The organism is Mesorhizobium sp. M0276 (genome assembly GCF_040321755.1).
Classification (GTDB): Bacteria; Pseudomonadota; Alphaproteobacteria; order Rhizobiales; family Rhizobiaceae; genus Mesorhizobium.
Map to the genome: position 1 here is coordinate 1 of NZ_JAMYSC010000075.1, position 23,595 is coordinate 23,595.

General features: G+C 59.8%; 27 protein-coding genes. 9 read left to right on the forward strand and 18 right to left on the reverse strand.

Features of this window, described 5'->3' with window-relative positions; translation table 11 throughout:
• Nucleotides 1-352: 352 nt before the first annotated feature.
• The 6 genes from NKJ01_RS32360 to parA all read right to left on the reverse strand — a co-directional run bounded on the left by NKJ01_RS32360 (nucleotide 353) and on the right by parA (nucleotide 4,781).
• Nucleotides 353-670: a type II toxin-antitoxin system RelE/ParE family toxin gene (locus NKJ01_RS32360; protein WP_352734342.1), complete on the reverse strand. Its 318-nt coding sequence runs from the start codon at nucleotides 668-670 to the stop codon at nucleotides 353-355.
• Entirely contained in the window at nucleotides 657-935 is a 279-nt protein-coding gene (locus NKJ01_RS32365) for a type II toxin-antitoxin system ParD family antitoxin (protein WP_352734384.1), read from the reverse strand. The genes NKJ01_RS32360 and NKJ01_RS32365 overlap by 14 nt, the downstream gene beginning before the upstream one ends.
• A gap of 77 nt (nucleotides 936-1,012) precedes the next feature.
• Nucleotides 1,013-1,996 carry a hypothetical protein gene (locus NKJ01_RS32370; RefSeq protein WP_352734344.1) on the reverse strand — a complete coding sequence of 328 codons (984 nt, stop codon included), beginning with the start codon at nucleotides 1,994-1,996 and terminating at the stop codon, nucleotides 1,013-1,015.
• A 700-nt stretch (nucleotides 1,997-2,696) separates the two neighbouring features.
• Nucleotides 2,697-3,746, reverse strand: coding sequence for a replication protein RepA (locus tag NKJ01_RS32375; RefSeq protein ID WP_352734346.1), 1,050 nt, complete (start codon nucleotides 3,744-3,746; stop codon nucleotides 2,697-2,699).
• Nucleotides 3,747-3,849: 103 nt separating this feature from the next.
• Nucleotides 3,850-4,140: a plasmid partition protein ParG gene (locus NKJ01_RS32380; protein ID WP_352734348.1), complete on the reverse strand. Its 291-nt coding sequence runs from the start codon at nucleotides 4,138-4,140 to the stop codon at nucleotides 3,850-3,852.
• Entirely contained in the window at nucleotides 4,137-4,781 is a 645-nt protein-coding gene (parA, locus tag NKJ01_RS32385; protein WP_057145032.1) for a ParA family partition ATPase, read from the reverse strand. Before parA ends, NKJ01_RS32380 begins: the two co-directional genes overlap by 4 nt.
• A 564-nt stretch (nucleotides 4,782-5,345) precedes the next feature.
• Here parA and NKJ01_RS32390 point away from each other — a divergent pair.
• Nucleotides 5,346-5,732 carry a hypothetical protein gene (locus NKJ01_RS32390; RefSeq protein ID WP_352734351.1) on the forward strand — a complete coding sequence of 129 codons (387 nt, stop codon included), beginning with the start codon at nucleotides 5,346-5,348 and terminating at the stop codon, nucleotides 5,730-5,732.
• Nucleotides 5,733-5,763: 31 nt separating this feature from the next.
• A complete protein-coding gene (locus tag NKJ01_RS32395) occupies nucleotides 5,764-5,931 on the forward strand; it encodes a hypothetical protein (protein WP_352734386.1) in 168 nt (55 codons plus the stop codon).
• A 404-nt stretch (nucleotides 5,932-6,335) separates the two neighbouring features.
• On the opposite strand, the gene NKJ01_RS32400 is transcribed toward NKJ01_RS32395, so the two are convergent.
• Both NKJ01_RS32400 and NKJ01_RS32405 read right to left on the reverse strand, forming a co-directional pair.
• On the reverse strand, nucleotides 6,336-6,596 hold the full coding sequence (locus NKJ01_RS32400) for a class I SAM-dependent methyltransferase (protein WP_352734352.1): 261 nt from the start codon (nucleotides 6,594-6,596) through the stop codon (nucleotides 6,336-6,338).
• A complete protein-coding gene (locus NKJ01_RS32405; RefSeq protein WP_352734353.1) occupies nucleotides 6,596-6,793 on the reverse strand; it encodes a hypothetical protein in 198 nt (65 codons plus the stop codon). The genes NKJ01_RS32400 and NKJ01_RS32405 overlap by 1 nt, the downstream gene beginning before the upstream one ends.
• 572 nt (nucleotides 6,794-7,365) lie before the next feature.
• On the opposite strand from NKJ01_RS32405, the gene NKJ01_RS32410 reads away from it, so the two are divergent.
• The gene (locus tag NKJ01_RS32410; RefSeq protein ID WP_057145028.1) at nucleotides 7,366-7,827 is read left to right on the forward strand and encodes a hypothetical protein; all 462 of its coding nucleotides are present in this window, start codon (nucleotides 7,366-7,368) and stop codon (nucleotides 7,825-7,827) included.
• 107 nt (nucleotides 7,828-7,934) lie between these two features.
• Here NKJ01_RS32410 and NKJ01_RS32415 read toward each other — a convergent pair whose 3' ends face one another.
• Nucleotides 7,935-8,891, reverse strand: coding sequence for a tyrosine-type recombinase/integrase (locus NKJ01_RS32415; protein WP_352734355.1), 957 nt, complete (start codon nucleotides 8,889-8,891; stop codon nucleotides 7,935-7,937).
• A gap of 3 nt (nucleotides 8,892-8,894) precedes the next feature.
• A complete protein-coding gene (locus NKJ01_RS32420; protein WP_352734357.1) occupies nucleotides 8,895-9,200 on the reverse strand; it encodes a hypothetical protein in 306 nt (101 codons plus the stop codon).
• 140 nt (nucleotides 9,201-9,340) lie between these two features.
• Between NKJ01_RS32420 and NKJ01_RS32425 the strand changes: the two genes are divergently transcribed.
• Together NKJ01_RS32425 and NKJ01_RS32430 are read left to right on the forward strand one after the other, a co-directional pair.
• The gene (locus tag NKJ01_RS32425) at nucleotides 9,341-9,691 is read left to right on the forward strand and encodes a hypothetical protein (RefSeq protein ID WP_352734359.1); all 351 of its coding nucleotides are present in this window, start codon (nucleotides 9,341-9,343) and stop codon (nucleotides 9,689-9,691) included.
• A 193-nt stretch (nucleotides 9,692-9,884) separates the two neighbouring features.
• Nucleotides 9,885-11,048 carry a DNA-methyltransferase gene (locus tag NKJ01_RS32430; protein WP_352734361.1) on the forward strand — a complete coding sequence of 388 codons (1,164 nt, stop codon included), beginning with the start codon at nucleotides 9,885-9,887 and terminating at the stop codon, nucleotides 11,046-11,048.
• Here NKJ01_RS32430 and NKJ01_RS32435 read toward each other — a convergent pair.
• The 4 genes from NKJ01_RS32435 to NKJ01_RS32450 all read right to left on the reverse strand — a co-directional run bounded on the left by NKJ01_RS32435 (nucleotide 11,045) and on the right by NKJ01_RS32450 (nucleotide 15,573).
• On the reverse strand, nucleotides 11,045-12,265 hold the full coding sequence (locus NKJ01_RS32435; protein WP_352734362.1) for a hypothetical protein: 1,221 nt from the start codon (nucleotides 12,263-12,265) through the stop codon (nucleotides 11,045-11,047). The genes NKJ01_RS32430 and NKJ01_RS32435 overlap by 4 nt on opposite strands.
• Entirely contained in the window at nucleotides 12,266-13,936 is a 1,671-nt protein-coding gene (locus tag NKJ01_RS32440) for an AAA family ATPase (RefSeq protein WP_352734364.1), read from the reverse strand.
• 126 nt (nucleotides 13,937-14,062) lie between these two features.
• Nucleotides 14,063-15,358: a Y-family DNA polymerase gene (locus tag NKJ01_RS32445; protein ID WP_352734366.1), complete on the reverse strand. Its 1,296-nt coding sequence runs from the start codon at nucleotides 15,356-15,358 to the stop codon at nucleotides 14,063-14,065.
• Entirely contained in the window at nucleotides 15,331-15,573 is a 243-nt protein-coding gene (locus tag NKJ01_RS32450) for a LexA family protein (RefSeq protein ID WP_352734368.1), read from the reverse strand. The genes NKJ01_RS32445 and NKJ01_RS32450 overlap by 28 nt, the downstream gene beginning before the upstream one ends.
• A gap of 583 nt (nucleotides 15,574-16,156) precedes the next feature.
• On the opposite strand from NKJ01_RS32450, the gene NKJ01_RS32455 reads away from it, so the two are divergent.
• Nucleotides 16,157-16,342, forward strand: a complete 186-nt coding sequence (locus NKJ01_RS32455; protein WP_352734370.1) for a hypothetical protein — start codon at nucleotides 16,157-16,159, stop codon at nucleotides 16,340-16,342.
• A gap of 21 nt (nucleotides 16,343-16,363) precedes the next feature.
• Here NKJ01_RS32455 and NKJ01_RS32460 read toward each other — a convergent pair whose 3' ends face one another.
• From NKJ01_RS32460 to NKJ01_RS32470, 3 genes are read right to left on the reverse strand one after another with little or no spacing between them, the layout of a single operon-like run.
• The gene (locus tag NKJ01_RS32460; RefSeq protein WP_352734372.1) at nucleotides 16,364-17,278 is read right to left on the reverse strand and encodes a DUF7192 family protein; all 915 of its coding nucleotides are present in this window, start codon (nucleotides 17,276-17,278) and stop codon (nucleotides 16,364-16,366) included.
• Nucleotides 17,230-18,576, reverse strand: coding sequence for an AAA family ATPase (locus NKJ01_RS32465; RefSeq protein ID WP_352734374.1), 1,347 nt, complete (start codon nucleotides 18,574-18,576; stop codon nucleotides 17,230-17,232). Before NKJ01_RS32465 ends, NKJ01_RS32460 begins: the two co-directional genes overlap by 49 nt.
• A 42-nt stretch (nucleotides 18,577-18,618) precedes the next feature.
• A complete protein-coding gene (locus NKJ01_RS32470) occupies nucleotides 18,619-19,095 on the reverse strand; it encodes a hypothetical protein (protein WP_352734375.1) in 477 nt (158 codons plus the stop codon).
• Here NKJ01_RS32470 and NKJ01_RS32475 point away from each other — a divergent pair.
• Both NKJ01_RS32475 and NKJ01_RS32480 read left to right on the forward strand, forming a co-directional pair.
• Entirely contained in the window at nucleotides 19,095-19,883 is a 789-nt protein-coding gene (locus NKJ01_RS32475) for a hypothetical protein (protein ID WP_352734377.1), read from the forward strand. The genes NKJ01_RS32470 and NKJ01_RS32475 overlap by 1 nt on opposite strands.
• Nucleotides 19,884-20,068: 185 nt before the next feature.
• Entirely contained in the window at nucleotides 20,069-21,571 is a 1,503-nt protein-coding gene (locus tag NKJ01_RS32480) for a type IV secretory system conjugative DNA transfer family protein (RefSeq protein ID WP_352734379.1), read from the forward strand.
• 123 nt (nucleotides 21,572-21,694) lie between these two features.
• Here the strand turns inward: NKJ01_RS32480 and mobQ are convergent, their stop codons facing one another.
• Nucleotides 21,695-22,942 carry a MobQ family relaxase gene (gene mobQ / locus NKJ01_RS32485; RefSeq protein WP_352734381.1) on the reverse strand — a complete coding sequence of 416 codons (1,248 nt, stop codon included), beginning with the start codon at nucleotides 22,940-22,942 and terminating at the stop codon, nucleotides 21,695-21,697.
• A gap of 403 nt (nucleotides 22,943-23,345) precedes the next feature.
• Between mobQ and NKJ01_RS32490 the strand changes: the two genes are divergently transcribed.
• Nucleotides 23,346-23,492 (forward strand): hypothetical protein, encoded by a 147-nt coding sequence (locus tag NKJ01_RS32490; protein WP_352734382.1) that lies wholly within the window; start codon nucleotides 23,346-23,348, stop codon nucleotides 23,490-23,492.
• Nucleotides 23,493-23,595: the final 103 nt, after the last annotated feature.

A 23,595-nucleotide genomic window follows, 5' to 3' on the forward strand; every position in this document is an offset into this window, starting at 1 on the left:
CCCTTACCCTCCCCCGCCCGCGCCCCCCCCGGGGGTCCCCCCCGGCCCCCCGGCCGCCCCCCCCCCCCCGTCCACTCACCACAACTAAAACCCCCCCCCCCCCGGGGGGGGTTCGCGCCCCCCACGCCCCCGAGGATATTTGAACAAGGGTTAGGACGGGTAGGATCAGGTTTTGGAGTTGGTCAAATCGCGAAGGCGGGCCTGAAGCCGCGCAATCAGCTCGCCGATCGGGACGCCGGGCCGTGGGTCATTGAGGCTGGCCCGCTGCATGGCCTCAAGGAGACGGGTGTGGATCTCCACATCGTCGACGCTAGAGCTGCCTTCAGCGGGCGGCGTCTGACCAGGCTGACTGTCAGTCGGCGTCGCCGGCATGATACAGGGATTCGTAGTCGCGGCCGCCGTAAAACACGTTGAGGATCTCGACGTGGTCGGTCACCCGGTAGGCAATAATGGCGGTGTGTTCAAACGGGACCATTCGGAGTCCCGGCTCCAGGTCGTCACGCGGCCGCCCGCCATTCGGCACGTCGCCTATTTTCCGGCAGCGCGCCATGATCCGCTGAATAAATCCGGTCGCTACCGGATCGCTCTGGCTGGCCTCGGCAATGACGCGGTAAATCCCCTGCAGATCTGCAATGGCCTGCGGCCGGTAGGTGACGTTAACGCGCTGCACTACGCGACGCTTTGCTTTCGCTTGTCATGAACCGGGCCATTTCCGCTTCCGCCTCGTCAGCCGAAAGGCTGGGACGCGGGTCGTCGATCGATGCCCGGATCCGGGCGCGCATCACTTCGTTCACCGCCTGCTCTTCGCGATCGAGCGCGCGCAACGCGGCGCGCATGACCTCGCTGGCGGAATCGTAGGCGCCGGATTCGACGCGGGCGTCGACGCTCTGCTGCTGCTTGCCGAGCGTCACGGTGATAGGTTTGCTTGTTCTCATGGTCGAGCCTTTCGTATGCTCTCTTATAGCACGGAGCATGACAGTGTCATACAATTTTCTGACACCCGATTGTGCGGCTACGTCTTGTTTGTAAGCTCCATAGAATTCAGGAGGATAACGTCGTCTCCATACTCAAATGGCGCTTTTGCGACGCATTTGAACCTGACCTGAATGAACGATTGATCAATGAAGTCATTGATTTGCGGCGTCAAATAGTAAGCAATGTCGTGTGGGAATTTGACCTCAACGCCCTCGGGCCTCCTGGCCTTCAGTGGCTTGGTGCTCAACACCACATCCTTACCCGTCTTGGGGTCGAGAACTGCAATGGTCTGCGTACAGTCGGCCGTCGACATCGAATAAACGGTAATTACCCCATCTACCTGGTCCCTCGTATCGAATGAGAATGGCGAAATCCATTCGACCGAGTGATCGGTCGAGCCTGAAACTGGCCTGGATCCAAACTTCATGTATTGGCCGTCCGGGGTATAGCTCAAATCCGGCTCAGAATCGGCGCCCAGGACTTGCAGGTTAACCGCAAAAAGCTCCCAGATATTATGGGCGCCTGGCCCAACCCACACGCCCCAATTGCGGAAGCTCGGACCTGGAACCCAATCGAACACTTCTTCAAAATTGACCTTCGAGAGGCATTGGCCTGCGCCATCCCCGCAATAATCCACATACCTTATCCGAGCCTGCCATTTGTACGAGACGCGGGGTTTGACCGAGACGTTGAACTGCGCTCCGCAATTCCCGTGGCATACCGGACTTACGAAAGTTGGTGACCCGGTAAAGTTCTTCCCAACTTCAACGACCTCAAACTCGGTTCTAAAATCGGCACAGGGGAGATTGAAGTTCTTGGCTACCGCATGCAACACGATTTCCGACCCGGCAAAATCATCAGGCTGGGTAATCGGTGTTCCGGCAAGATCGGTGAGGCTAACGGTCGTCGTAGGGCGCTTCGGCGGCTGTAAGAGACACACTGACATGCCGTCAGCCCACGCTGATCCAACGAAAGCTAATACAGAAACAGCAACCGCTGCCAGAAAATAGAATACCTTCATTGTCGTCCCCTCGCTCCGATCGATCAGAGCTACAGCAAACTGTCTGCTCGTAACAGACGAAAACGGCGGCCTGCCTGCACGACCGAATTGACTACTGCTGCTCGGCGTGATTCCATAACTTTGCGGTACAGGCTGGGAAGCCGATGACCGTCAAGGGTTAGGGCGCCACCCCTCGCGGGTGGCGTTCAACCAATCTCAAGCCTCACAGAAGCCCGTAGGGTGCGTTTTCGACCTCGTCCGGTGCACCGGGCGTCTCCGGGTAGAAAAACGCCTGTGTAGCCTTCCTGATAGCCATAGCGACGTTGCCAGGCTGCCAAGGATGCCGTCGTGCCGCTGAGGTGGGGGCTTTTCTTAAAAATCCCATTTTGAAAGCGCCGCAGGCCCTTTTCTGAGATTCTGAAGGTTTTAAGAAAGAGACCTTTCTGTAGAGACGTTTCTGATAGCTTTCTGTTCTATATAAGAGCGCGCCCCCAAATCAGCGTAGTTTGCGCTCCCAAATCAGCGTGGCTGCGCCCCCAAATCAGCGTGGCTTTTTACCCCTCCGCCCCCAAATCAGCGTCGACCCGCCCCCAAATCAGCGTAGGGGGGTCAACAACCCCCTGAAAACCATAGGAAAAATCCACACCTTAGCGCCCCCAAATCAGCGTAGCTAAGCCACTGCAAATTAACGCTAATTTCTGAAGAGTGATTCGGTTGAAGGTTAGGAAATCAGCCGGCGGGGAATGGACAGGACAGACTTGTCTGCCGCTTCCATTTCGAGGCCGCGTTCCGTCAGCTTAATCGGCAGCTTCGGATATAGCTCGCGGATGCTGGCGAGGTCGTCGACGAAGGTCTCGCGGAACTTGCGGTCGCGGGTGAAGCCTTCCCCAAACTGCTCTTTCAGGGGCTTCCAGCCCACCACCAGCGTCTCATTAAGCCGCGTGATGCGGTAGGTTATCCAGAACAACAGGTCGAGCTTGCGAGCGCTATTGGAGAGGGCTCGCAAGGCGCGGATGTCGATCGGCAGGGCATGCTTCTTCAGCTGCTCGTAGAAGCTCGTCGAGAACGCGATTTGGGTGGGCCAGAGTGACTGCTGCTCGGGATTGTCGCCGAACCAGATCTCGACCTTGTCGAGGGGCTTCACATCGACCTGGGCGGAGCGGTGGCCATCCCAAGAACTGATTTCCATCCGGCACGCAGCCAGTGCGCGCAGCTGCTCCTTGAATGGATTAATGTTGCCGTTGCGCCCTCCCCTCGCCTCAAACCCCATGTCGCGCATGAAGGCGCTAAGGGTTTCGGCGGTGTCGACGACCGGACTGTTGTTGCGCAGGGCGACTGTGGACATATGGCTGAGGATCAGGCGTGCCTTGGGTCCCCAAGGCACGGGCTGCTGCACGCGGGTGCCATCGGGCGCGCGGAGCTTGCCGGCGGTGACGACCACGCCCATGCGGCCCTGCGTGCGCTCGTACTCAAGCTCGTTGTGAGCCAGGCGGCGGTACGGCATGCCGCAAATCGCCAGGGGCGTGGGCATGAACCGCAGGTTCTCTGGCGACGGGCCTTCATTTTCGATGACTTCGCGAACGATCGAACGGCGGCGGATGTCGCGGGGCATGGCGGCAAGCTCCGCCGCACGCGCGGTGCTTTTGGCGCGCTCCTGGTCGCGCTCTTCCTGCAGATGTCGAAGGTGGGAGCGTTCAACATCGAACACAAACGACCCTCGGGCCTTTTCAAGCCGGGCAAGTAGGTCGGGGTCGCGGATGTCGTCGGTCACAATGGCCACTTTAGCTCTGATTCGGCAGCGCGGGGAATTCGACTGCCTACGTTGTACGCATCTTTCGGCGAATGCCCGGAAGCGTAAAATCGTAAATGTGGTTTTACGATTTCGGCTCTGGAAAGGCCTTTTCAAGCATGTCCCGGATCGTGTCCGCCATATTCACGCCACGCATGGCGCATTGGCCCTTGATGCGTTTGTGCAGGCTCTCGGTCACGTCGATGGTGAACCGCTTCATGGCCTCGGCCGGCGCCGGCGCCGGCTTCAGCTGGGTGACCTTGGCGCCCTTCCCTTCCGGGACATCATTCGTAGCCGTACCTACCCAAGCGTCCGCGACCGGCGGTAGCGGCGCGGCCTTGGCCGGCATGTTGAACGGGACGGTCTTGCGGCTCATGCAACTTTTCTTTCTTGCTGGTTGAACAACTGCGAGGCCAGCTTCGCAATCTCGCGGGCGGCGTCGCCATGCGGCGCAACCTCGATGACGGAAAGCCCCTGCCCTGCGCTCTCCGCGTAAATGACGCGCTGGTGCAGCGCGGCTGTCAGCACGGGAATATCTCCGAAAGCCTCAAGGGCGGTAACCACGTCGCGGCCGATCGCCGTATTTGCGATTTTACGATTAATCGCAAATACGCCTTTCAGATTGGGCTTGAATTGTTGCGCCTCGCGGATGAGCGCCACGGTGTCGGCAGCGGCCCAGATATCGTAAGGCGACGGCTGTACCGGGATGAGCACCACGTCGCTGGCCAGGATGGCGGCGCGCCCTAGCTCGTTGACGCGAGGAGCACCGTCGATCACCACGACCTCGTAATCCTTGGCAATATCCGGCAAATCGCGGTGCAGGGTCGGCTTAGCCATCCCTACAACCGAAAAGATCGGTGCGAGCGCGCGGGCGCTTGACCAGGCGAGAGCGCTGCCCTGGGGATCTGCATCGACCAGGAGCACGCGGCTACCGGTCTTTGCGAGAGTTGCGGCGAGGTTCACGGCGATCGTGGTCTTCCCGACGCCGCCTTTCTGGTTGAGCACGCCAATGATCATGCCGTCGCCTTTCTGTATTTGTGGTTCGTCGCATTTACGATTGTACGACGATACGATTTCACGATTTTCAGTTTTGGCCCAGCTGTGGTTAATAAATCCCTAACGCAGAGTGTCTGATTCGACACATTTCTGTAAAATCGTATTTACGATTATACGTTTGGGGGGTTATGCGCGGTTTAAGCAGGATGGGCCTTTGCGCCTTAGTCATCTCAGCAGGTTGCTCAGAAAAACCCGGCAAGGCCTGGATTGTCCTCGACCTACTCATGGCAGACGGATCGAAAGGGCAGGGAGGCTTTCAACAATCCTGCAGTGCCGAACATGACACTCGCGGACTGCGAGGGTTCCTTAGAGGCGGCCAGGCCAGCTCTGCAGGCAGGCCTGGCACAACATACCGAAACGGCCGGAGCCAAGATCCTGGCTGCGAAGTGTGTCTGGTCGGTGGATGATCCCATCAAGCCGAAAACCTGACCTGTTGCTAATCATTCCGGCTCGGACACGGGCATAGTCGTAAAATCGTAAATACGATTTTACAGAAATACGATCAGTCTTCCGAAGGATGGAAACATGGATATCTTCAGGTTTCGTGTCGGGCTGCGTCGGGCGCTTCTGGAACAGGTCGGGGAGATAAAGAACGCCAACGGGTTCTTTGGCTGGGACAGCACCACGCCCAACAGCACGATTCGCCGTAATCTCCAGGGTACGCTCGATGAATATGTGACGCTAGCCGAGGCCTTTGGCGTGTTTGTCGTCACCCGACATTGCGATTGCTCTAACCCCAAGCACCCCGAATACCCGACGACGACGCGAGACGGAGGGCGGATTGCCTATCGAGACAAGGGCTACATATGGGAAGGGGGGCCAGCTGTACCAGGGCAAACGGTATTGCACATGCCCGTGTTCGGACAAAAACGAGCCAGAGTCACATTACGTCATCGACGATGTGGTTTTTAAAAAAGGAAGCGACCTTGAGCTAGGCCGGGGCTTGGGGCCGCTTCTTCTCGGCGTCAGCACGGCAATCCAATATGCCGGCGACAAGCACCCCCGGTCAGGCATCCGCGAACATCTGCTGCAGGCGATTGTGACACTCAACGATGCAATCCTGCCGCAGACAGTCGACGCCTATATTGCGAGCCAGGAGACAGGCGGATAGATCGCCTTGCCTCAGCCGGCGGCCTGAAAGGCGTTCACGCGCATTGATGCGGTGAACTGGTGCCTTTCGTCGAGCTCGATGCCGATGAAACGCCGATTGGCGGCTTTGGCGGGCAACCAAGGTTGAGCCTGAGCCGCAGAACGGGTCGAGCACCAGGTCGCCGGGATTGCTGAACGCCTCGATGAGCGTTTGAAGCGGCCGCAGGGCTTCTGCGTGGGGTGCAGACGGTTACCTGTGTAGTCCCACGACATCACGTCGGATATCGGCCGGGCAGGGCAGGGGGCATCGCCCTTGGCCAACAGGAACGCCTGCTCGTGATGGTGGCGCAGATAGCGGCGCGACGAGGCATAGGGCTTGCAAAAGACCAGTGTCCGACGATCCTGAATCCGGCTGCTCGCCAGGCGTCAAGGAACTCGCCGGCGTGGTCCCAGCCGTAGAAGCTGACGCACAGGGCCTCCGGGCTTCAGCACGCGGTGCATTTCGGCGAACGCCGGCTTCAGCCAGCGGGCATTGTTGTCGTTGGCTACGGTGCGGCCCGAGCGGTCGCGGTAGCGGACCAGGTACGGCGGATCGGTCAGGATGAAGTCGACCGACCCGGCCGCCAGGCGCTGCATCTGTTCGATGCAGTCGCCAAGCAACACGGTGTTGCAGGTGAGGGGACGCATTACGCCCGGTCCTCTTGCGGTTTCGGTTTGCGAATGACCAGCCGGCCGTTGAGGGGCAGGGCACTCAGGGTGACGTTGAAGCCTTCGCCGTCGTCGTGCGGCCACGCTGCGCCGACCTTGGTCCAGTGCGTCTTATCGCCTTCGCCTTCCACCACATAGACTTCGTGGCTGGGTCGTTTGGATTGTTTCTGTGTCATGGAGATTTCTCCCGTTGGTTTCTCGGCTGCGCCCTGTCGCGGCCGGTCGGGGAGCCTAGGCGACGAGCTTGCCTGAGCCCGGTACGGGCGGGCAGGGGTCAATGGCCACACGGGAGCGTAGCGAAAGAGCGGGCAGCCAATTGACCAGGCCAGGCGCCGGCGCATCTCCCCGACCGATGCCGGCCGCGCTGCGCAGCCTACCGACGGAGATCCATACAAAACGCCAACGCTTCCCAGCTCAAGGGTTGAAGCGCCTTTGCGGTTGCCGCCTGGATGGGGGGAGGGGCTCTCACTTCGACGAGGAGGCCCCGAAGCTACCCCCTGAGATTGTCCCGGCAGGACGGCGCGCCATTCCTCGCCACGGACCGGGGCTGTATTGAAGGCAGCCCCCTTGCTCAAATACGCCGCGTTTTCGCCACGGAGCAGGGATGGAGCAAAGCCAGGGCAGGCCGAGGGCAGGGATTATGACGACGGCGATTTGCTAAAAGTGTGCTCCAGCCCTTGCAATCACCGTTGCCCATCGCTAGATACAGGCTGTCGGCTCGCTTGGAGCAGGCCCAGAGGAACCTCTTATGAAGATGTTTATGTTTGAAGGAACGCCTGAGGAGATCAGTCAGGTCGTCCAGAAGATGCAGCCTGGTGAGCAGGTCATGGCTATTCCGGTCACGAATGCTCCCAAGCAGCCGCTGCCTCCGGGTGCGGCTGGCGATGGCTCAAAGTTCGTGACGGTTGATTTTGCGCGGCGTGTGCTGACGCGCATCCCGCTCTCCACCGGCATGCTGGCAGTGCTCAAGAAGCTCTACGAGGCCCATCCTGATTGGGCTTCAAGCGCAGAACTCTACGAGGCGAGCAATTACAGCATGAAGCAGTTCTCCGGCCTCATGGGTGCCTTCGGCCGTCGTATGGCCGGAACTTCGGCTTATGACGATGAGGCCGATTTCTTCGATTACCAATGGGACCATACGGCATCGGCATGGCAATGGCGCCTTCCCGACTCTGTGCGCGAAGCACTGGAAGCCGAGCACCTGTTCTAGAACATTGCCTGAAGGCCCTCGCAAGGGGGCCTTCAGGGCCTTACTCCCGAAGCGTAAATACGATTTTACGATTATGAGCCCGGTTTACCGGTTATCATGCCGAGCGCTTAGATCAGGATGCGTTCGACCTCGTCGAGGCTAACCTCGTCATGCCGTCGATCATAGAGCTGCGTTGTCCTGGTCGACGCGTGGTTGGCCATGTGTGCTGCCTTCTCAAGCGTCCCGCCATTCTTCAGGTATGCGGTGATGCCGGTGGCGCGGAAAGTGTGGTTGCCGATCAGCGTGTCGATGCCGGCGGCGGCTGCCCGCCGGCGGATCATGGCAAAGGCGTCTCCCTGGGTGAGGGGGGTCTCCGACAACTGATGAGTGCCGCGTCCGATGGTGCGGAACAGCGGCGAGCGCGGGTGGTCTCTCAAGGCGCCGGCGTCCAGGTAGGCGTCCAGATACTGCTCTAGGCTGTGATGGCAAGGCATCTCATGCCGCTTGCCGCCTTTCTCGTGCAAACGCACCCACAGGCGCCGATTCTGCACGAATAGGTCGCGCACCTCCATGCCGATCGCGGCACCAATACGGGCAAAGGAGTAGGTCATAAGGGCGATGAGCGCCCGGTCACGCAATCCGATGATGGTGTCCACCGGAATGCTGTCGATCAGCTGACGTGCCTCCTGGGGCGCCAGCACCGGCGTTTTTCCGGTCCGGGCAGAATACTTGGGCGCACGGACCGTGTGAGCTGGGTTGCTGGGCATTGCCTGGCCAACCACCATCCAGTCAAACAGGTGGCGGATGGCCGCCAGGCGCTGCTTTACCGTCGGGACGGAGTGACTCCGGCCGAGCTCCTCGATCCATGCTGCGACATGCATAGGCTGGATGGCGGGGAGGGCGGTGACGCCCCGATCGCCGCACCAGGCTAAAAAATCCATCGCGGCTCGGGCATAGGCTTTTCGGGTGTTTGGATTGCGGATGTTGGCGGTGAAGAACTCTAGGAACCGGACCTGAAGCTGCGGGTCTGCGGTGCCGATAATGGCGAGCAGGGTTGTCCCGCGAAGAATGGCGATCTGGTTCATCGACTACGCTTTTTCTATTACGACCTCGACCGGGGAGCCGATGGCGGCCAACATAGCCTCTACTATAATGACGTTCCGGTAGCGTCCGCTGTTCTGGGACTCGCGTTTGATCCCGAGCGCCTGGAAGGTCGGGGTTTCAACTCGCACGCCTTTAACCTGTCGGCCGGCCGCCTCGACGGCATCAATGACCCCGTCCAGCCATTGACGTTTCCCTTCTGGCGTAAGGGCGTCGACATCCATCTTAATTGTCGCTTCCTCGGTTTCGAGCACCGCCTTTTTTCCGGCGGCGACGCCAAGTTCATAGGACATTACCAGCTCTCCGTTCTATCGTTGATAAAGGACATTATCATAGATAGCGGCAGCGCGGTAGGACTTTGAGTGATATTGACGCCACGAGGCAATTTTGCTTAATGGCTTTCTTATTAATCCTATCAACGGAGATGGCGTGGATGCCTAACCTGATCAAATCGAATCCACTGATGCTCAAGCTCAACTACGCTGCGGTAGCGATGCTTCTCGAGGATATGGACATCCGTCGTGGGGACAACGTGAAACTGAGAATTCACAACGGAGTGGCCGAAACCAACGTTAAACGGGTCGATGGCCGCGTTCAGTCTTCGACGACAATGCTCAACGGGCGCTTCCACCAGCAGACGGATTTCAATTCATCCGGACTATCGCCGGCTGCTCGGCGGAAAGTCGTGAAAAAGCTGCGTAAGGATGGCCATCGTCAAACTGCAATCGCCGATCTCATCGGCGTATCGCAGGCGACTGTTTCACTGGATCTGCGGAAGCGCTGAACGGTGTGATCGGTGCCTCCTCCAAGGGAGGAGGCATTCTCCTGACTGCCACTGGCATCAGAGCGCGAAACATGATTCTCTTGGCTTTCCGTTGCAATAGGGCTGTCGCTAAATGAAGGATCGTACTCAGGTCAGTGGGTGGCCCGATATCCATCCTGCGAGCTCCGTTCTTGGATGGACCCGTGCAGAAGGAGTGCTTGATCATTTCTCGATTGAGGACGTCGCTCCGGTTGTCGGATTGCAGCCGGGGTTCGTCCGGAAAGTGGTTGGGAACAAGCCGATCGGCCTAAAGGAGATCGAGAAACTCGTCCTGCTAGACGATGCGTGCGAAACCTTCATACCTCGCAGCCGCACCGTGTCGTATTTTAGGAGATTGGCTTCTCTCAAGAAGGTACAGCACCTAAAGCCACACGCAATTACCCTCAACCAGGTCGTGTGCGGCGACGCCCATAAGCTGATTTCCACTTTGGAGGACCAAAGCGTTGACTGTGTCGTCACGTCAACGCCTTACTGGGCGGTTCGAATTTACGGCCTGCCGAAAACGGTGGAATGGGCCGATGGCGAAATCTGTCCGTATGGCCACGAACAAACACCTGAGGGCTTCATCCGCCACACTGTCGAAATGCTCTTCCTGCTCAAGTCCAAGCTTTCAGACCTGGGCTCGATCTGGTGGAACATTGGGGACACGTACAATACCCGCACCCAAATTCGCGGTAATGCGGCGGAAACCCTGCGCGCCATGAAGGGTTTGGATCAACGCAAGTGGACTGAACAGAATTGCCGGCGCTATAGCGCAGGCCATGCCTACCTTAAGGATGGTGAGCAGGCGCTCATCCCTCAGCGCATCGCGGAACGCGCTAGCCGGATCGGCTATTTGGTAAAGTCGGTAATTACCTGGAAAAAAGATGGCTCCATGCCGGAGCCGACAAAGTCGCGGGTCACGCGATCCATGGAGCACATCATTCACCTTTCCAAGGTGCGCAGCCCGTACTTCGACAAGGAAGCGTATAGACAACTTCCTGCACTGCTGGGCGGGCGAAACACGCTCCTCGAGCAGGATCAAATTACCGATGTTTGGCACCTGCCGACCTCGTCTGGCGGTGGTGGCCATGGTGCTCAGTTTCCGCTGGCCTTACCAGGCCGGTGCATAGCGCTGTCCACGGCTGAAGCGGGGCGGGTGCTTGATCCCTTTGCTGGCTCGGGGACGAGCGGCGTCGCGGCCGTGAAACTCAAGCGTGAGTTCATCGGGTTCGACGTGTCGCCGGAATATGTTGAACTTGCCAATAAAAAAATCACGGCCGCCGATCCCCTGGCAAAGCCGAAGGCCACAACGAAGCGTCGACCGAGAACCAGCTAATATAGCAGCGGCATCTGCTCGAATTCGGACGCCGTCGTGATCCGGATGGGCTGATGGGTAGCGGCGCCGGGCTTTCGCGACAAGCCGCTCCAGACCACGAGAAGGGCCTGAGGCGCATTCGGCCCGACGGTGTCTTTGAAATCCGCCAGATAACCCAGTGTTTTGTAGACGCTATCCAAGATGTAGCCCGAGTCCTGCGTCCGTTTAACCTCGATGATAAGGCGCTGCTCGCCTTCCAACGGCGACGAAACCTTACAAGTTATATCCGGGCGACGGAGAGAAGCATCGAGGTCGTAGTCTTCGAAAATGGCTTTGTAACTGCTGGATTTGCTCATCTCCAGCGGGACGGTTTGGAAATATAGCTCGGCCACACGCCCCTCTTTTTCCAGCGTGAACCGAGGCTTTTTTGGAGCGGACTCGCCACCTATAAGGAAGGCGCTCTTGAGCGTCCAACCTTCCCTGAGATGTGATCCGACTAAGTTTAGGAGCACCCATATTTCGAAAAGGTCGTCGAGGTTGTCGGGCGCCATTTGCCGGTCTTGGAGCAGTGCGCGTAACAGGTTCTCGTTGGCAAGTTCGACCAAGTTGACATAGAGATCGAACAGTCGGATGGCGCCGACAACATCGGAACGTCGGCTGGCACGAAGCGGCGCGACGTCTCGACCGGTAAGCCGCGCGGGCTGGCTAACGCCTCGGCCACGAAGTGACGCGAGCCGCAATCGTGCACTTCTGAGGGATGCGTCGACGAGTCTTCTTTCGATCTCAGGCACCTTGCGTTTCAAAAGCCACTCGGCGTTTTTGACAACACGATCAAGCATATACGTGAAGAGGCGGGCGGGCGCACTGTCTGAGGTGCGCTCGATCGGTCGAGTCACGAAACGGGTCGGGTCGCTCCCTGATTGGGTGCGCCTGGCGAACGTCCTTGACCAGTCAATTCGCCCGCGCGGCGTCCCCCGCCTATCCTCAAGGACATGCTCTGTCGTCGACGGGGTGGCACGAAGAAACTCGGCGGCGTGGACGTCCAGGAACACGGCAACTTCATGGCTCAGTGCGAAATGCAGGCGACGAAGCAGTTCAAACTCCCCGCGCGGCAGGCAGGCGAAGGCTGATAGAATATCCGATGGTTTGTAGGAAGCTGAGAACCGTTTGAGCACGATCCAGCCGAGGCGGGAGACCCCTTGTAGAACGCGCTCATATTCGTCTGTCGACCAGTCCAACTAGAAAACTTCTCTGAACGTTCGCTGGAGCCGCTGCTTCTCCGTGTCGGTCTGGAGCAACTCCAGGAGCTGACCCTGTATCGATCCGAGGGCCTCTTGATCGAGGCCGTCCAACTGAGGGAGAACATAGGCCGTAACGGCGTCTATGAATGCCGCCTCCACTGACGCTTCGACACCGGCCATTCCGAACGAATGCTTCGTCCGCATGCTCATATAATCGACCAGGTCGCCCCATATCGCTGGACCTAGCGGCCGAGCTTCCTCGAGGATAGAGATCAGGCTGCTGACTAGTGCCTGCTCGTCAGCGTCGAGGCCCTTATTCTCGATCCACTCAATCAATTCGGCCTTCTCGGGGATGCCAACGTGTACGACGGCGAATCGCCGCACAAAGGCGGTGGAAAGCTGAAAGAGAAGGTTTCGGTCGAAGGAATTCATGGTGGCGATGATCCGCCAGTCTGCTCCGACCGTGTATTGGCCCGTCGATTCCACATAGGACGACACGGTGGAGTTGCGGTCAAATCCAAGGGAGACATTGTTGGCGCCCTGTTTGAACGGCATGACCACATCATGCCCTGAAAGCACCGTGAAAAGCTGACCGAAGGCCTTGTCAACGTCGGCACGGTTCAGTTCGTCGATCACCAGCCATTTGTTCTCGCGCAAGGCCTGTAGGAACAGCCCTTCCTGAAACACCAGCGCGGAGTCTTTGGGCGACGGCATGTACCCACCCAGAGTATCAAACGTCGTCCAGTCGGCCGTCGCCGTTGTGAAGACCCGGCCCGCCGAAGCCGGAAACGAGAATGCCACTGCGAACTTCTCGCTTACCATCGCGAGACGCTTTGCCAAAGTGGACTTCCCGGTCCCAGGCGGACCAGTCAGGATTAGATGCTTTCCGGCGCGCAGCAGGGTTACGAGTTGCCTGAGCAGAGACTCTGGCAGGAGCAAATCCTCTCGGATAAACTCAATCAGATCGTCTGGAAGATCCTCGATCACGCTTTCGGGTTCCGACGTAGCGGTGACCTCATTCCTCCCGGTGGTTGGTGCAATCTCTAGGAGAAACTCCGCAAATTGCTGTTTGTTTAGAGGCTCATTCGCGAAAAAGTCCGTCGGGACGTTGTCGCTTTTGACGAAGAAGGCGTCTTCCTCGTCTTGGGTAATATTGTAATCGCTTTTGAAGGTGGCCACGACGTCATCAACGGAAGCGGCGTCCTCAAATTCCCTGTAACGCAGTGCCCACGCAGCAATTGCCTCTATCGGAACCTGAAGTGGTTTGGTCTTGGATCGACGCAACCCGGCTTGTGCCTGCTCGATATAGTCGTCCAAGAGGGTAAGATGCATTCCATTGTCTGTCTCGATACGCATTAGGCGTGGAAACATCTTGTTCCGCCCAAGCGTCGAATAAATCCCTGACCGGGGATACCCTTCTCGCTTCCAACCCCTGTCGAAGGGGTTCAGGTAAGGGTGCGCCTGATCGATCGGCCTACCGTCGGCGCCGACGATACCCATTAAGTCGCGCGCGGCCGGCTCAGTAGATTTTGTATTAATTGTGATTGTATGACCGAGGTTGAGGCCCTCATGCTTAAGAATCAAGAAGTCCACTATGAGGTTGTCAGCGCTGTCCTCAAGCTGCTCGGCGGCCCATTTTAAGGTGCTCAAAGATAGGAATTTCGGCATCACGACTCATCTGGTATGACCGAATCAAGTTTCATCAATATGCGTAAGCAAATGCAACCGGACTCTTGAAAAGAGTCGCCTCGCTGCAGCCCTCCCAGCGAAACATCCACTCAGTATGCTCTTGAGCTATGCAGCCGCAACTTCTGGCAATTCCTCCCAACGCGTAGTGAAACACGGAGATTTCCGGTCGAACTTCGTCGACCAGGACGGTTTGAGGCCGGCAGCAGCTGGAACAAGGGTATGGCGGCCGAACCTTAAATTGATCGCATCCAAAGCCTGGTTGAGGCGGGCACGCTGCGCCCGGTCGATCGTCGCCAGCATCGACGTCTGCACCATCGTGATCGGCACGAGCTCGGTCAACATGATGCCGGCCTTCGCGTAGCGGTAACCCTGCCCCCAGGCAGCCGCTGCCGCTTTGGTCGCGGCTGCGACGAGCTCCTGGGTGTCGTCGGTCGGCTCGAGAAACTCGACCGGCTTGCCGGTATGGCTCCATTTGTCGCCATTAAATGCATTGGTGTGCATGAACACAAATCCCTGGACGGCACAGAGCCCGTGCCGGCGAAGTTTCTCGGCCGCGCGGGTCGCATAGGCCGCTACCGCTTGCTGCATCTCCTCCAGCGACGTCACCGGCCGGCCGAAACTCCGCGTCACGGCAATACCCTTTCGTCCTGCAGGCAGGGTTTCCAGCGCCAGGCAGGCAATGCCGTTCAATTCGTGAATCATGCGCTCGCCGACTACGGTGAGCAACTGACGGCCGCGCTTCGGGTCCAAGGCGCGCAGCTGCCCGACGGTTTCCACGCCGATCGCCTTCAGCTTGGCGGCCGAAGCAGCGCCCACGCCCCACAATTCGCCCACCAGCGTCGCCGGCAGAAACTTTTCCCGTGTCGCCAGGTCGCTGAAATCACAGACGCCATTGAGCTCGGCATGGTTCTTTGCGGTGCGGTTGGCCAACTTGGCCAGCGTCTTGGTCGGTCCGATGCCGACACACGTGGGGATGCCGGTCCAGGCCCGGACAGTTTGCCTCAACTGCTGCCCGTAGGCGACGTAGTTGCCGCTGCCTAGACCGGTGATGTCGAGGAAGCTCTCGTCGATAGAGTAAACCTCCACCACCGGCGAAAACTGGTGGTAGATCTCGTTCATCCGCCTGCTCATGTCGCCATAGAGAGTGTAGTTGCTGCTGAACACCGCCACATGGTTCTTCCGGCACAGGTCGCGGATCTTGAAGAATGGCGCGCCCATAGCAATGCCCAGGGCCTTCGCCTCGGGTGTCCTAGCCACCGCACAGCCGTCATTGTTGGACAGCACAATCACCGGCCGACCATTCAGCGCCGGCGCGAAGGCGCGCTCACAACTGCAATAGAAGCTGTTGCCGTCAATCAGCGCGAAAACCCGCTCTACGCGCGGGGTTTGTGCAGCGTCCACGTTACCACCCCCCAGATTTCGACCTGGGAGACGTCATCCATCGGAAACGCTGGCATGTCCTTGTTGGCAAAGGTCAGGCTTGGCGGATTGCTGCGCCGGAAGAGTTTCAGGCTGGTTTCGCCGTTGATCACGGCCACAACGACAACGCCGTCTTTGGGTTTGACACTGCGGTCCACCACGACGACGTCGCCGTCGAAGATGCCCACGTCGCGCATCGAACTGCCCCCGCCACACGCCACAGGAACGTCGCCGGCTTGTTTTTGACCAGGATACGGGTGAGATCCAGCTCGCCGTCGAGAAAATCATCGGCCGGACTCGGAAACCCCGCGCAGATCCGCGTGCCCATTACGGGCAGCACAATCGGCCACTCGGAAGGCTGGCCTAGGTAGGCGACGAGGGAATGATCGCTATGCATGGCAGGAACATAACAGGAACATATTCCTCCGCCAACGGAATTGATTGTTGTTCGGAATTCAGGGTGCCCCGCACCCCTGCCTGACCGGCGAGGTCCGGGGATAGCACGGGCAAGAGGGGTTGGGTGCGGCCGCAGGCGAAGCCGAGGCTCGGCCCTCTTGAGCGTGCGAGGGGCAGCGCCCCTTACGTTGCCTGGTGATGACGCCTATCAGCACCGCTGCCCTGTCAGGTGACTGCTCAGTACACTCTCGCGCCGAACCATAAGCCCCTGCGAAAGGCTTACCGGTACCCGTTTTTACGGTCTTTGCTCACCGCACCTGCGATGAGACCGATGTTTGTATTCAAAAAATGAATACCCACGAGAAATTCCGGGCTCACGAGTCCATGTTCCTGATCCACAACGCAGCCGACCGTCATGGTGGAATCGTCGAAGCTGACGAACTGCCGCGCTTTCACAATATCGAAGGTGCATTGGCACGCCATGCATATGCCGCTTGGCGCTTGATGATGCTGCAGACTGGCTCTGCCCTGAAATACGAGGTAATCGGCCCCAAGGGTCGCCTGCCTTGAGTAGCGACATACGCGGTCACCTTAGGTGGCCGCGTATGTGTTTTCAAAGTGTGTAGCGGCTGTTTTGCGGAGCCATTCGAGGCCCTCCGCTACCGAAGCGGCTCCTTCTCCCACCATCAGGATGAGCGTGTCCGGACTGCACAGGGGCGCCAGTATGCTGGGATTTTGCTCTGGCTGCCCATAAAGCTGGAACGCATATTCGATAGCGGGAAACTGCTCTTTTACCGCAAACTGAATACGGCGCTGGGCCGCCAGGTGCATGATCCAGAAGGCGAGCCGGTCAATCTCAAGCGGCTGATCGGCCTTTTTCAGGCAGAAGCTGACGGTGAACCGGGGATGTGCCGTGAAAATCGCAATCTCCTGTAAAGTGGCCGTGTCAGGCTTCGAGCAGGAGATCCAGGTCACTTCGACGCGCTGGCCGGCATATTCAAGCTCGTCGATCCAACTGACCAACGCGGCGCCCCAATGCGACACCGCTTCAAATTTCACGTGGCTGAAAGTGATCGGGCTCACGGCTATACGCACGATCGGGCGCACCGCGCGTTGATCCGGCCGAGTGTCGACCATGCAGTCCATTTCGCCGCCAAGGAAGCGCGGAACGTCTGGATAGGCGCCGGCATAGTCAAATGACCAGCGCGGCGCCAAATCGGTCTTCGTCAACGTGGCGTGGATGTTCAGGTCGCGAACCAGCTGATGCCGGCCGGCCGGCCACCCGTAGCGTGCCAGCGCCACGGCCTCGTCCCATGTTCTGGTCCCCAGCTCAAGGTCGACTGACCGGCTGGCGCGCTGCTTCCATTGGCTGGTTTCCCGCGCCGCGAGGGCTATCACGTCCTCAGCGTCGGTAAAACGGTGATGGATGGTCGGCCGATACTTCCAGTCGCCAGGGATCAGGTTTCGCGGATCTTGGAAACCGTATTCCGATCCAGACCGCGCCATACCACCATCTCCTCGACATCGTCTTCAGTCATGCTTTTGTGTCTCAGCAGCTTTGCTCCCATGATCGAAGCACGCATCGAAATGACGTGCCGTATGGAGAGTTCTTCAGTGCGCGCCCGCCACCGCTGGACCTTGTCGACCCAGTCGTTGTTGCCGGCCAAGCGCCGCTCCATGTCCTCGTCGTAGTCGACGTAAATCACCACAAACCGGTCCAGGGTCGCCGCATCCAGCTGGTTACGGCCGACATAGCTATGGTTGGCGCCGCGTCCGTAAGTATTGGCGGCTGCGATGCAAATGAAGTCCGGGGAAGCGGGGACCGGCTCGCCCGACGATGGAAAATCGCAGTACCCGTTAGCGATCGCGGTGTTTAGGGCGACCAGCGCTTGCGGTGAGGAAGCGTCGAGTTCGTCGAACAGGTAAACACCGCCCTTGGTATAGGCGTTATAGAAGGGTGTCGGTGTGTAGTTGCCGGCAGCGTCGCGAAAGCCGAGAAGCTTGTATTCGCTCTGGATGGGTCCGTTGTAGTAGAACGGAACCCCAAGCGTCCGTGCCACATCCATCGCAATCTGGGTCTTGCCCGATCCGGCTGGGCCAACCAGGAGCGCATTCGCACCCTTGGTCTGGCAGACGGTTCTCACCTGCCTGAATATCTTGTGAGCCTTGATGATAGGCGTGACCGTGCCGTCCTTGCGCTCGTACTTCACGACATGAGGGAATTTCTCGGCGATCTCCTTATCGACCAGCTGCGAGATTTTGTCGTTGATCTCCTCCTGGATGTCGTCGGATTCGATCCGGTTTCGCAGGGCCTGGTCCATGAGTTCGCCGGCGTTCTCGGCGATAAGGTCCTCGGTGTTGCGAGCGATAATGGCCTGGGTTTCGGCTCGCGATAAGATCTGGGCGACCTCCGCAACAACACCCTGATTCAACGCCATCTGCACCGAATGGCTCGCCAGGTGAGTGGAGATCTGGGTTCCAGACATCTGCTCTAAAGCAGCTTTGAAGCGCATTGCGGTGGTGGCTACGATTTCCCGGGCGATTTCCGTCCGGTTAAAGAAATCAGGAAGTAGCCGCTGTATGGCCTCCAGCCCTTTTGTATTGAGCTCGGCCTCGATCGTTGACATGATTTTGTGGATGACCGCCATGGACGAAAAAATTTCGTCGATTTTTTTGGCAACCATAGGATTGATGTCGGTCGTACCGAGATTTCCAGCTATACCGTCCGCGATGGCTGTCTGAAACTCTCGTGTGGCTATAAACTCCTTGAATTCCGCCCGAATCTTTTCTGTATTGCCGAACATACCGCCCCCAAATCACTACGCCCGAGAGCTATGTGGCACAAACTACCCTTCCCAGACAAATGCCTGTTCGCGGTTGAAAATCACGCGCACATCGGCGACATAATACTCCGTCTGCTCATACGCTGCGGTCTTCACCGGAACCGGCGTGTTCCGAAACACCACCACCGGTTCGAGATACTCCTGCAGAAGCCAGACCGACAATGTGCGCCACTCACGCCAGCCTTCCAGGCGCTCGATATAGCCGCGCCGGACCAGTATCGGCGCGGTAAACTCATGCAGCTCCTTGGCATCCATTCCGATGACATCGAAGAAGTTGGCCTGCATGTGGCTGTTGACCGAGACGGTTTCGCCGAGCCTCGGCAGTTCCTCAAGTTCGGTGCCGGCAAGCACAGCGTGGCCTTCACCAAGGGGCAGCGCCATAACGACGTCGTTCAAGTCTTGGCCACCGTAGCTGCCTGCGGCAAGACCGGCATGGCGGCAGATCTTCGCGGCGTACTGATCGAAGATGGGAGCGGGCATTGGATGTTCTGAGGCTCTACGGCTGGATTTTTCGGAAGAGTTGGTGGCTCGGCTGGAAACTCGTGACCTTCATCCTGTCGAGGTTCTATAAGACTGCGCCTAACAAATCACAGCCGGCCCGCGACGTGCAACCGTCGCCGGCGCCGGTGCCCAACCAAATCATGCAACGCGAAGGCGGGTCACCGGTTCAGGTAATTCAGAACACTATGCCGCCCGCGGCCGCGGCGATGCCCGCAACTTCCATGCCCGCGGCGGCACCCTCCTCCGCTGCCACGTCGGCGCGGTCACCGGCAGCCATTCTCGGCCGTCCCGACCACATCATTTATGCGACCACGGGCAGCCACCTGATGATTCCGCATCCCCGATCGACCGAGCTGCTGGAACGGCTGGATTATTTACTCTACGTCGCGGCCCACAGGAACGGACAGCCCTTCTCTGTGCCGCCCAAACCCGATCGGTCAGCTCCCCTCGCCGCTCCCACCCTGCGCCTTGCAGAACCGCTCAATGACGGTGGATTTGATGCAGCGGAGCGGCACATATTACCGGCCGATGGCGCGGTCTGGATCGCACGCCTCGGCCATCAGCCAGAAAAGATGAAGGGCGTTCCCCGCAAGCTCATTGCGGTATCGGAAGCCGCGCCGGTCCCGGTCGAATTGCTGTTGGCGCCCGTCGACGATGAACTGTTTGCGCCGGTCATACCGCGCGACATGCCGGCGCCGGACGGAGCTCTGTGGCTGGCAAGAAGCGAAGCGCCCTTGGTGTCGGTGGAAAACTATCGTGCCCATTAGTGACGCGTGTGCGGGCAACCGGTTTGCTGTGGCCTCGCGGCCGTGAGAGGCTAGACGCATGGACGTTCTCTATTGGACAATCGTCGGACCGATTAAGCTGCTGCTCGTGGTGTTTCAGGGCCTGCTGTGGCTGGCGCGCGCTCCTGGAAAATACCGCCGTTACCGACGCCGTAAGGGCGGCTCTCATGGTTCCGCCAAATGGGCCGGGCGGATCCATCAGGTATGGCACGGGCGCGGTCCGTGGCCAGGGTGTCATCCTCGGCCGGGGCGCCTTCGGACGCCTGCTGAGGTTCTCGCAAGACGGCATGATCATGGTGTTCGCCACCATGGGCGCCGGCAAGGGCCTTGGTGTCGTAATACCGAACCTTCTCAGCTATCGCGGCTCAATGGTGGTGACCGATCCCAAGGGCGAAAACTACGCCATTACGTGCCGGCGCCGGGGCACTCTCGGACCGGTGTGGATGCTCAACCCCACCGATCCCGTGCACTCCGAGCGTTTTAACCCGCTCGACATCGTGCGCCAGGGCACGCCAAACGAAAGCGACGACGCGGAGGCCCTGGCGAGCCTCATGGTCGCATCGGAAGCCGACGGCCGCGAAAAGCATTGGGACCGCAAGGCGGTGTCGCTGATGAAAGCGCTTATCCTGCATACACTGCATGAACCGGAAGCGAGCCGTAATCTCGCGACCGTGCGCCGCCTGTCGGTGGGCTCCAAAGAGACCTTCATTGCCACCATGCAGGAGATTGCCGAACAGTCCCCTTCCCTCGCCGCCCAGGAGATCGCGTCGGGTGCGCTGACCAGCGCGGTCGACGCCGATGGGAAGTTCTCGGAGGAATTTTCATCGATCCTGTCCAACCTGCAGAAAGGCACCGAGCAATGGTCGGCCGGCGCTCCCGCCGGCGTCCTGTCCAGCTCGTCGACGTTCACCCTCAACGATCTCACCACCCAGGTCGCCACCCTCTATCTCTGTGTCGACGAGGACGTGCTCGAGGTCTACGGACCCTGGCTGCGTGTCATGGTCGGCTGCGTGCTGAAAACGCTGACGCGCGCCAAGTCGGCGCCTCCCAAGCGCAAGGTCGTGCTGCTGCTCGACGAAGTCGCGGTTCTCGGTCGGCTCGAGCCCCTCGAGCGTCAGGCAGGCCTGTTGCGTGCCTACTGCACGCCCGTGCTCATCTGGCAGAATCTGCCGCAGGTCCAGAAAGTCTACCAGGACGGCGCCGCTGCCTTCCTCAGCAACGCGTCAGCGCGGCTGTTCTTCGGCGTAAACGACAACGACACCGGCGACTATGTTGCACGCATGCTTGGGCCTGGGACGTCGATGTCCAGTTCCACCGGCACCAGCCAGGGTACCGGCCAATGGTCACGCGAAAACCGCCAGGACGGTCTTTCCGAAAGTGGTTACCCGCTGCTCGATTCCGCCGAAGTGCAGCGCCTGCCGCTTACGCGCATTATCGCCAAGATGCGCCACGTCCCCTACCCGCTGTTCGGCCGGCGTCTCGATTACCGCAAAGTCTGGCGCTGGAAAGGCAAGTGGGACCGCTGGACTGGCTCGCGACCACATGGGTTTACCCGGCCGCCGGCGCATGGGCCTGGTCCGTCTGTCGCCCAGAGCAGCCGTGTCATCGTCGAAGCTCCTTTGCTGCCAACCGACCAGAATAGATCCGCCCCACAGCCTGGCGCCCTCTGAGTGATGGGGCAGAAAGCCCACATCGGGGCTTTCTGGTCCCAAGCCCCCTGCCCCAGCCTGGCTGCGGGTCAAGGCCGAAGAGCGTAGCGTGCCTTGAGGCGCGGCCGGGATGGGGCTTCTGCGTTAGCGTCGACGACCCCGCGAACCTGACCGCCCACCGCTCCGGACACGGCGGATCCAACGCTCAACCTCGCGCATCCGCACCAGTCCCGTTTCGCGCCGGCGTGTGGTGACGCGCAGAATGCCGTCCAGGGCCTTCATCAGCGCGTCGATCTGGCCAAGCCTGCGGCGGGCATGGGCGGCCTTGCGCTCCCTTTCCGCGAGTGTCGACGCCTTGGCCTCCTTGCCAGCCTTCCACCGATTGAACCGGAATTGACGGCTGACAGCGATCCCTTCCAGATGGAACGCCGCCCGCCGTTCCCAATAGTCAACCTTGCGCCGAACTCGGTCCATGCGGTGATTCAACGCCTTTAGGCGCCGGTAGCTGTCGGCGTTGTTGGCCGTCAGGATCTTCTCCAGGAAATTGAGGCGGCTGCCCTCGTCCCGTCCGGGATAGTCACGCCGGCGCCGTTGCGGCGTGGCCGCCTCGCGCTGCTTGTAGGCACCCACCTGGCGCACCCGGCTCTTGGGCTGGTTGTCAGACCTGGTCGCCTGCTTGGCTTGGGGGCCGACGTGGATCTCCGGACGGCGCGACAAATCGGCGGCCCGCGCGCGGTCGTGGGCTGCGATGGCCTCTTCCCGCTGCGCCTTGAGGGTGCGGTGGTCCACTCGCTGGCGCTTGCCGGCGCGTTCCAGCGCGCGGTTGCAAGCGAGCTCCCATTCGATGCGCCAGACCTTCAGCAGCTCCCGGCTGTTCCATTCGCGGGTCTTCACCGGGTCAAGCCCGCGCGCTGTGGCGCGGCGCATCGTCAGCATGACATGGGCGTGAAAATTTTTGGGGCTCTGGCCCTCCTCCGCAATCGGATCGTGCAGGGCAATATCTGCAACCATGCCACGCCGCACGAAATGCATGTCCGCGAAATCGCGAACCAGATCGATGCGATCTTCGCGGCTCAACTCATGCGGAAGCGCCATGTTGAATTCGCGCGCAAGCTGGGCGTCCTTGCGCGTCTCCATCCCTTCGACGGTGTTCCACAACAGCGCGCGATCGGCTAGCCAGGGTGCTGCGCCGGCCGGCACCAGGACCTCGGCGTGTACGACGCCGCGCCGGCGGCTGTAGTCGTGCGTCTGCCCGTGATGGTGGTCCTGCAGGCGTTGGCCGGAACGGTAGGCTGCAGCGGCCACGGCTTTCGAGCCGGGGCGCCAGCTGCCGTCCTGATTGGTGCCGGAGTTGCGGCCGAGCACCTGGCCCGAGAAGTGATAGATGGCCACGTTCCGCCCTGTCCAAACTGCGCGGGTTGCCCGCGCATCACACCTGTTTTCTCATGCCGGAACGGCATTCCTTTCCGGCTAGAAGCCACGACTCTGTGGCCGCCGGAGCACCTATGTTGCGAAGCAATGTATAAGTGCGCTATTACCTCTGTCAATCTTCCCTCTTCCCCCTCTCCTGTGTTCTGGTAACGTCACCCGATGCCACGCTCTCCACTCGAACGCCCTCCGTCGGGCTCCTGGGCTTCGCCCTCGCGACTTCTCGGCAATCTTGCCGCACTGATTTTGGTGCCGCTGTTCGTGCTGTTCGTCGTCGACCAATACGCCCTGCCCTGGTTCCACAAGAAGCCGTTTCTCATGTGCATGGCGACCAGGGCCGCTGGTACAGTTCGCCGGCGAACTCGGCGTGCTCATCACCTCGCTCGGGCTCATCATCTGGGCTGTGAGCTGGTTTCGCAGCGAGGGCGCCCTTGGCATTGCCGCCGGTGGCGTCCTGCTCTTCATCCTGCCCATGGTCATGGGCCATTACCTGGGCGCCACCTGTATACCGTAGCAAGTCGCGCTGCGCGCGACACCGGGGGTTCCCCCCGGACCCCCGCCGCGCCCAACCGCCCGTGCACTCAAGGCAACGGAAAATCCGGACCACCCCGTGGGGG

What these genes read in the sequence shown, in the direction of transcription:
- NKJ01_RS32470 (WP_352734375.1), bottom strand. Translation starts at nt 19,095, where the DNA reads ATGCCCGCTCCCATCTTCGATCAGTACGCCGCGAAGATCTGCCGCCAT.
- NKJ01_RS32460 (WP_352734372.1), bottom strand. Translation starts at nt 17,278, where the DNA reads ATGGCGCGGTCTGGATCGGAATACGGTTTCCAAGATCCGCGAAACCTG.
- NKJ01_RS32370 (WP_352734344.1), bottom strand. Translation starts at nt 1,996, where the DNA reads ATGAAGGTATTCTATTTTCTGGCAGCGGTTGCTGTTTCTGTATTAGCT.
- NKJ01_RS32440 (WP_352734364.1), bottom strand. Translation starts at nt 13,936, where the DNA reads ATGCCGAAATTCCTATCTTTGAGCACCTTAAAATGGGCCGCCGAGCAG.
- NKJ01_RS32400 (WP_352734352.1), bottom strand. Translation starts at nt 6,596, where the DNA reads ATGCGTCCCCTCACCTGCAACACCGTGTTGCTTGGCGACTGCATCGAA.
- NKJ01_RS32450 (WP_352734368.1), bottom strand. Translation starts at nt 15,573, where the DNA reads ATGCGCGACGTGGGCATCTTCGACGGCGACGTCGTCGTGGTGGACCGC.
- NKJ01_RS32415 (WP_352734355.1), bottom strand. Translation starts at nt 8,891, where the DNA reads ATGAACCAGATCGCCATTCTTCGCGGGACAACCCTGCTCGCCATTATC.
- NKJ01_RS32465 (WP_352734374.1), bottom strand. Translation starts at nt 18,576, where the DNA reads ATGTTCGGCAATACAGAAAAGATTCGGGCGGAATTCAAGGAGTTTATA.
- NKJ01_RS32410 (WP_057145028.1), top strand. Translation starts at nt 7,366, where the DNA reads ATGAAGATGTTTATGTTTGAAGGAACGCCTGAGGAGATCAGTCAGGTC.
- parA (WP_057145032.1), bottom strand. Translation starts at nt 4,781, where the DNA reads ATGATCATTGGCGTGCTCAACCAGAAAGGCGGCGTCGGGAAGACCACG.
- NKJ01_RS32365 (WP_352734384.1), bottom strand. Translation starts at nt 935, where the DNA reads ATGAGAACAAGCAAACCTATCACCGTGACGCTCGGCAAGCAGCAGCAG.
- NKJ01_RS32405 (WP_352734353.1), bottom strand. Translation starts at nt 6,793, where the DNA reads ATGACACAGAAACAATCCAAACGACCCAGCCACGAAGTCTATGTGGTG.
- NKJ01_RS32480 (WP_352734379.1), top strand. Translation starts at nt 20,069, where the DNA reads ATGGTTCCGCCAAATGGGCCGGGCGGATCCATCAGGTATGGCACGGGC.
- NKJ01_RS32420 (WP_352734357.1), bottom strand. Translation starts at nt 9,200, where the DNA reads ATGTCCTATGAACTTGGCGTCGCCGCCGGAAAAAAGGCGGTGCTCGAA.
- NKJ01_RS32390 (WP_352734351.1), top strand. Translation starts at nt 5,346, where the DNA reads ATGGATATCTTCAGGTTTCGTGTCGGGCTGCGTCGGGCGCTTCTGGAA.
- NKJ01_RS32380 (WP_352734348.1), bottom strand. Translation starts at nt 4,140, where the DNA reads ATGAGCCGCAAGACCGTCCCGTTCAACATGCCGGCCAAGGCCGCGCCG.
- NKJ01_RS32455 (WP_352734370.1), top strand. Translation starts at nt 16,157, where the DNA reads ATGTTCCTGATCCACAACGCAGCCGACCGTCATGGTGGAATCGTCGAA.
- NKJ01_RS32425 (WP_352734359.1), top strand. Translation starts at nt 9,341, where the DNA reads ATGCCTAACCTGATCAAATCGAATCCACTGATGCTCAAGCTCAACTAC.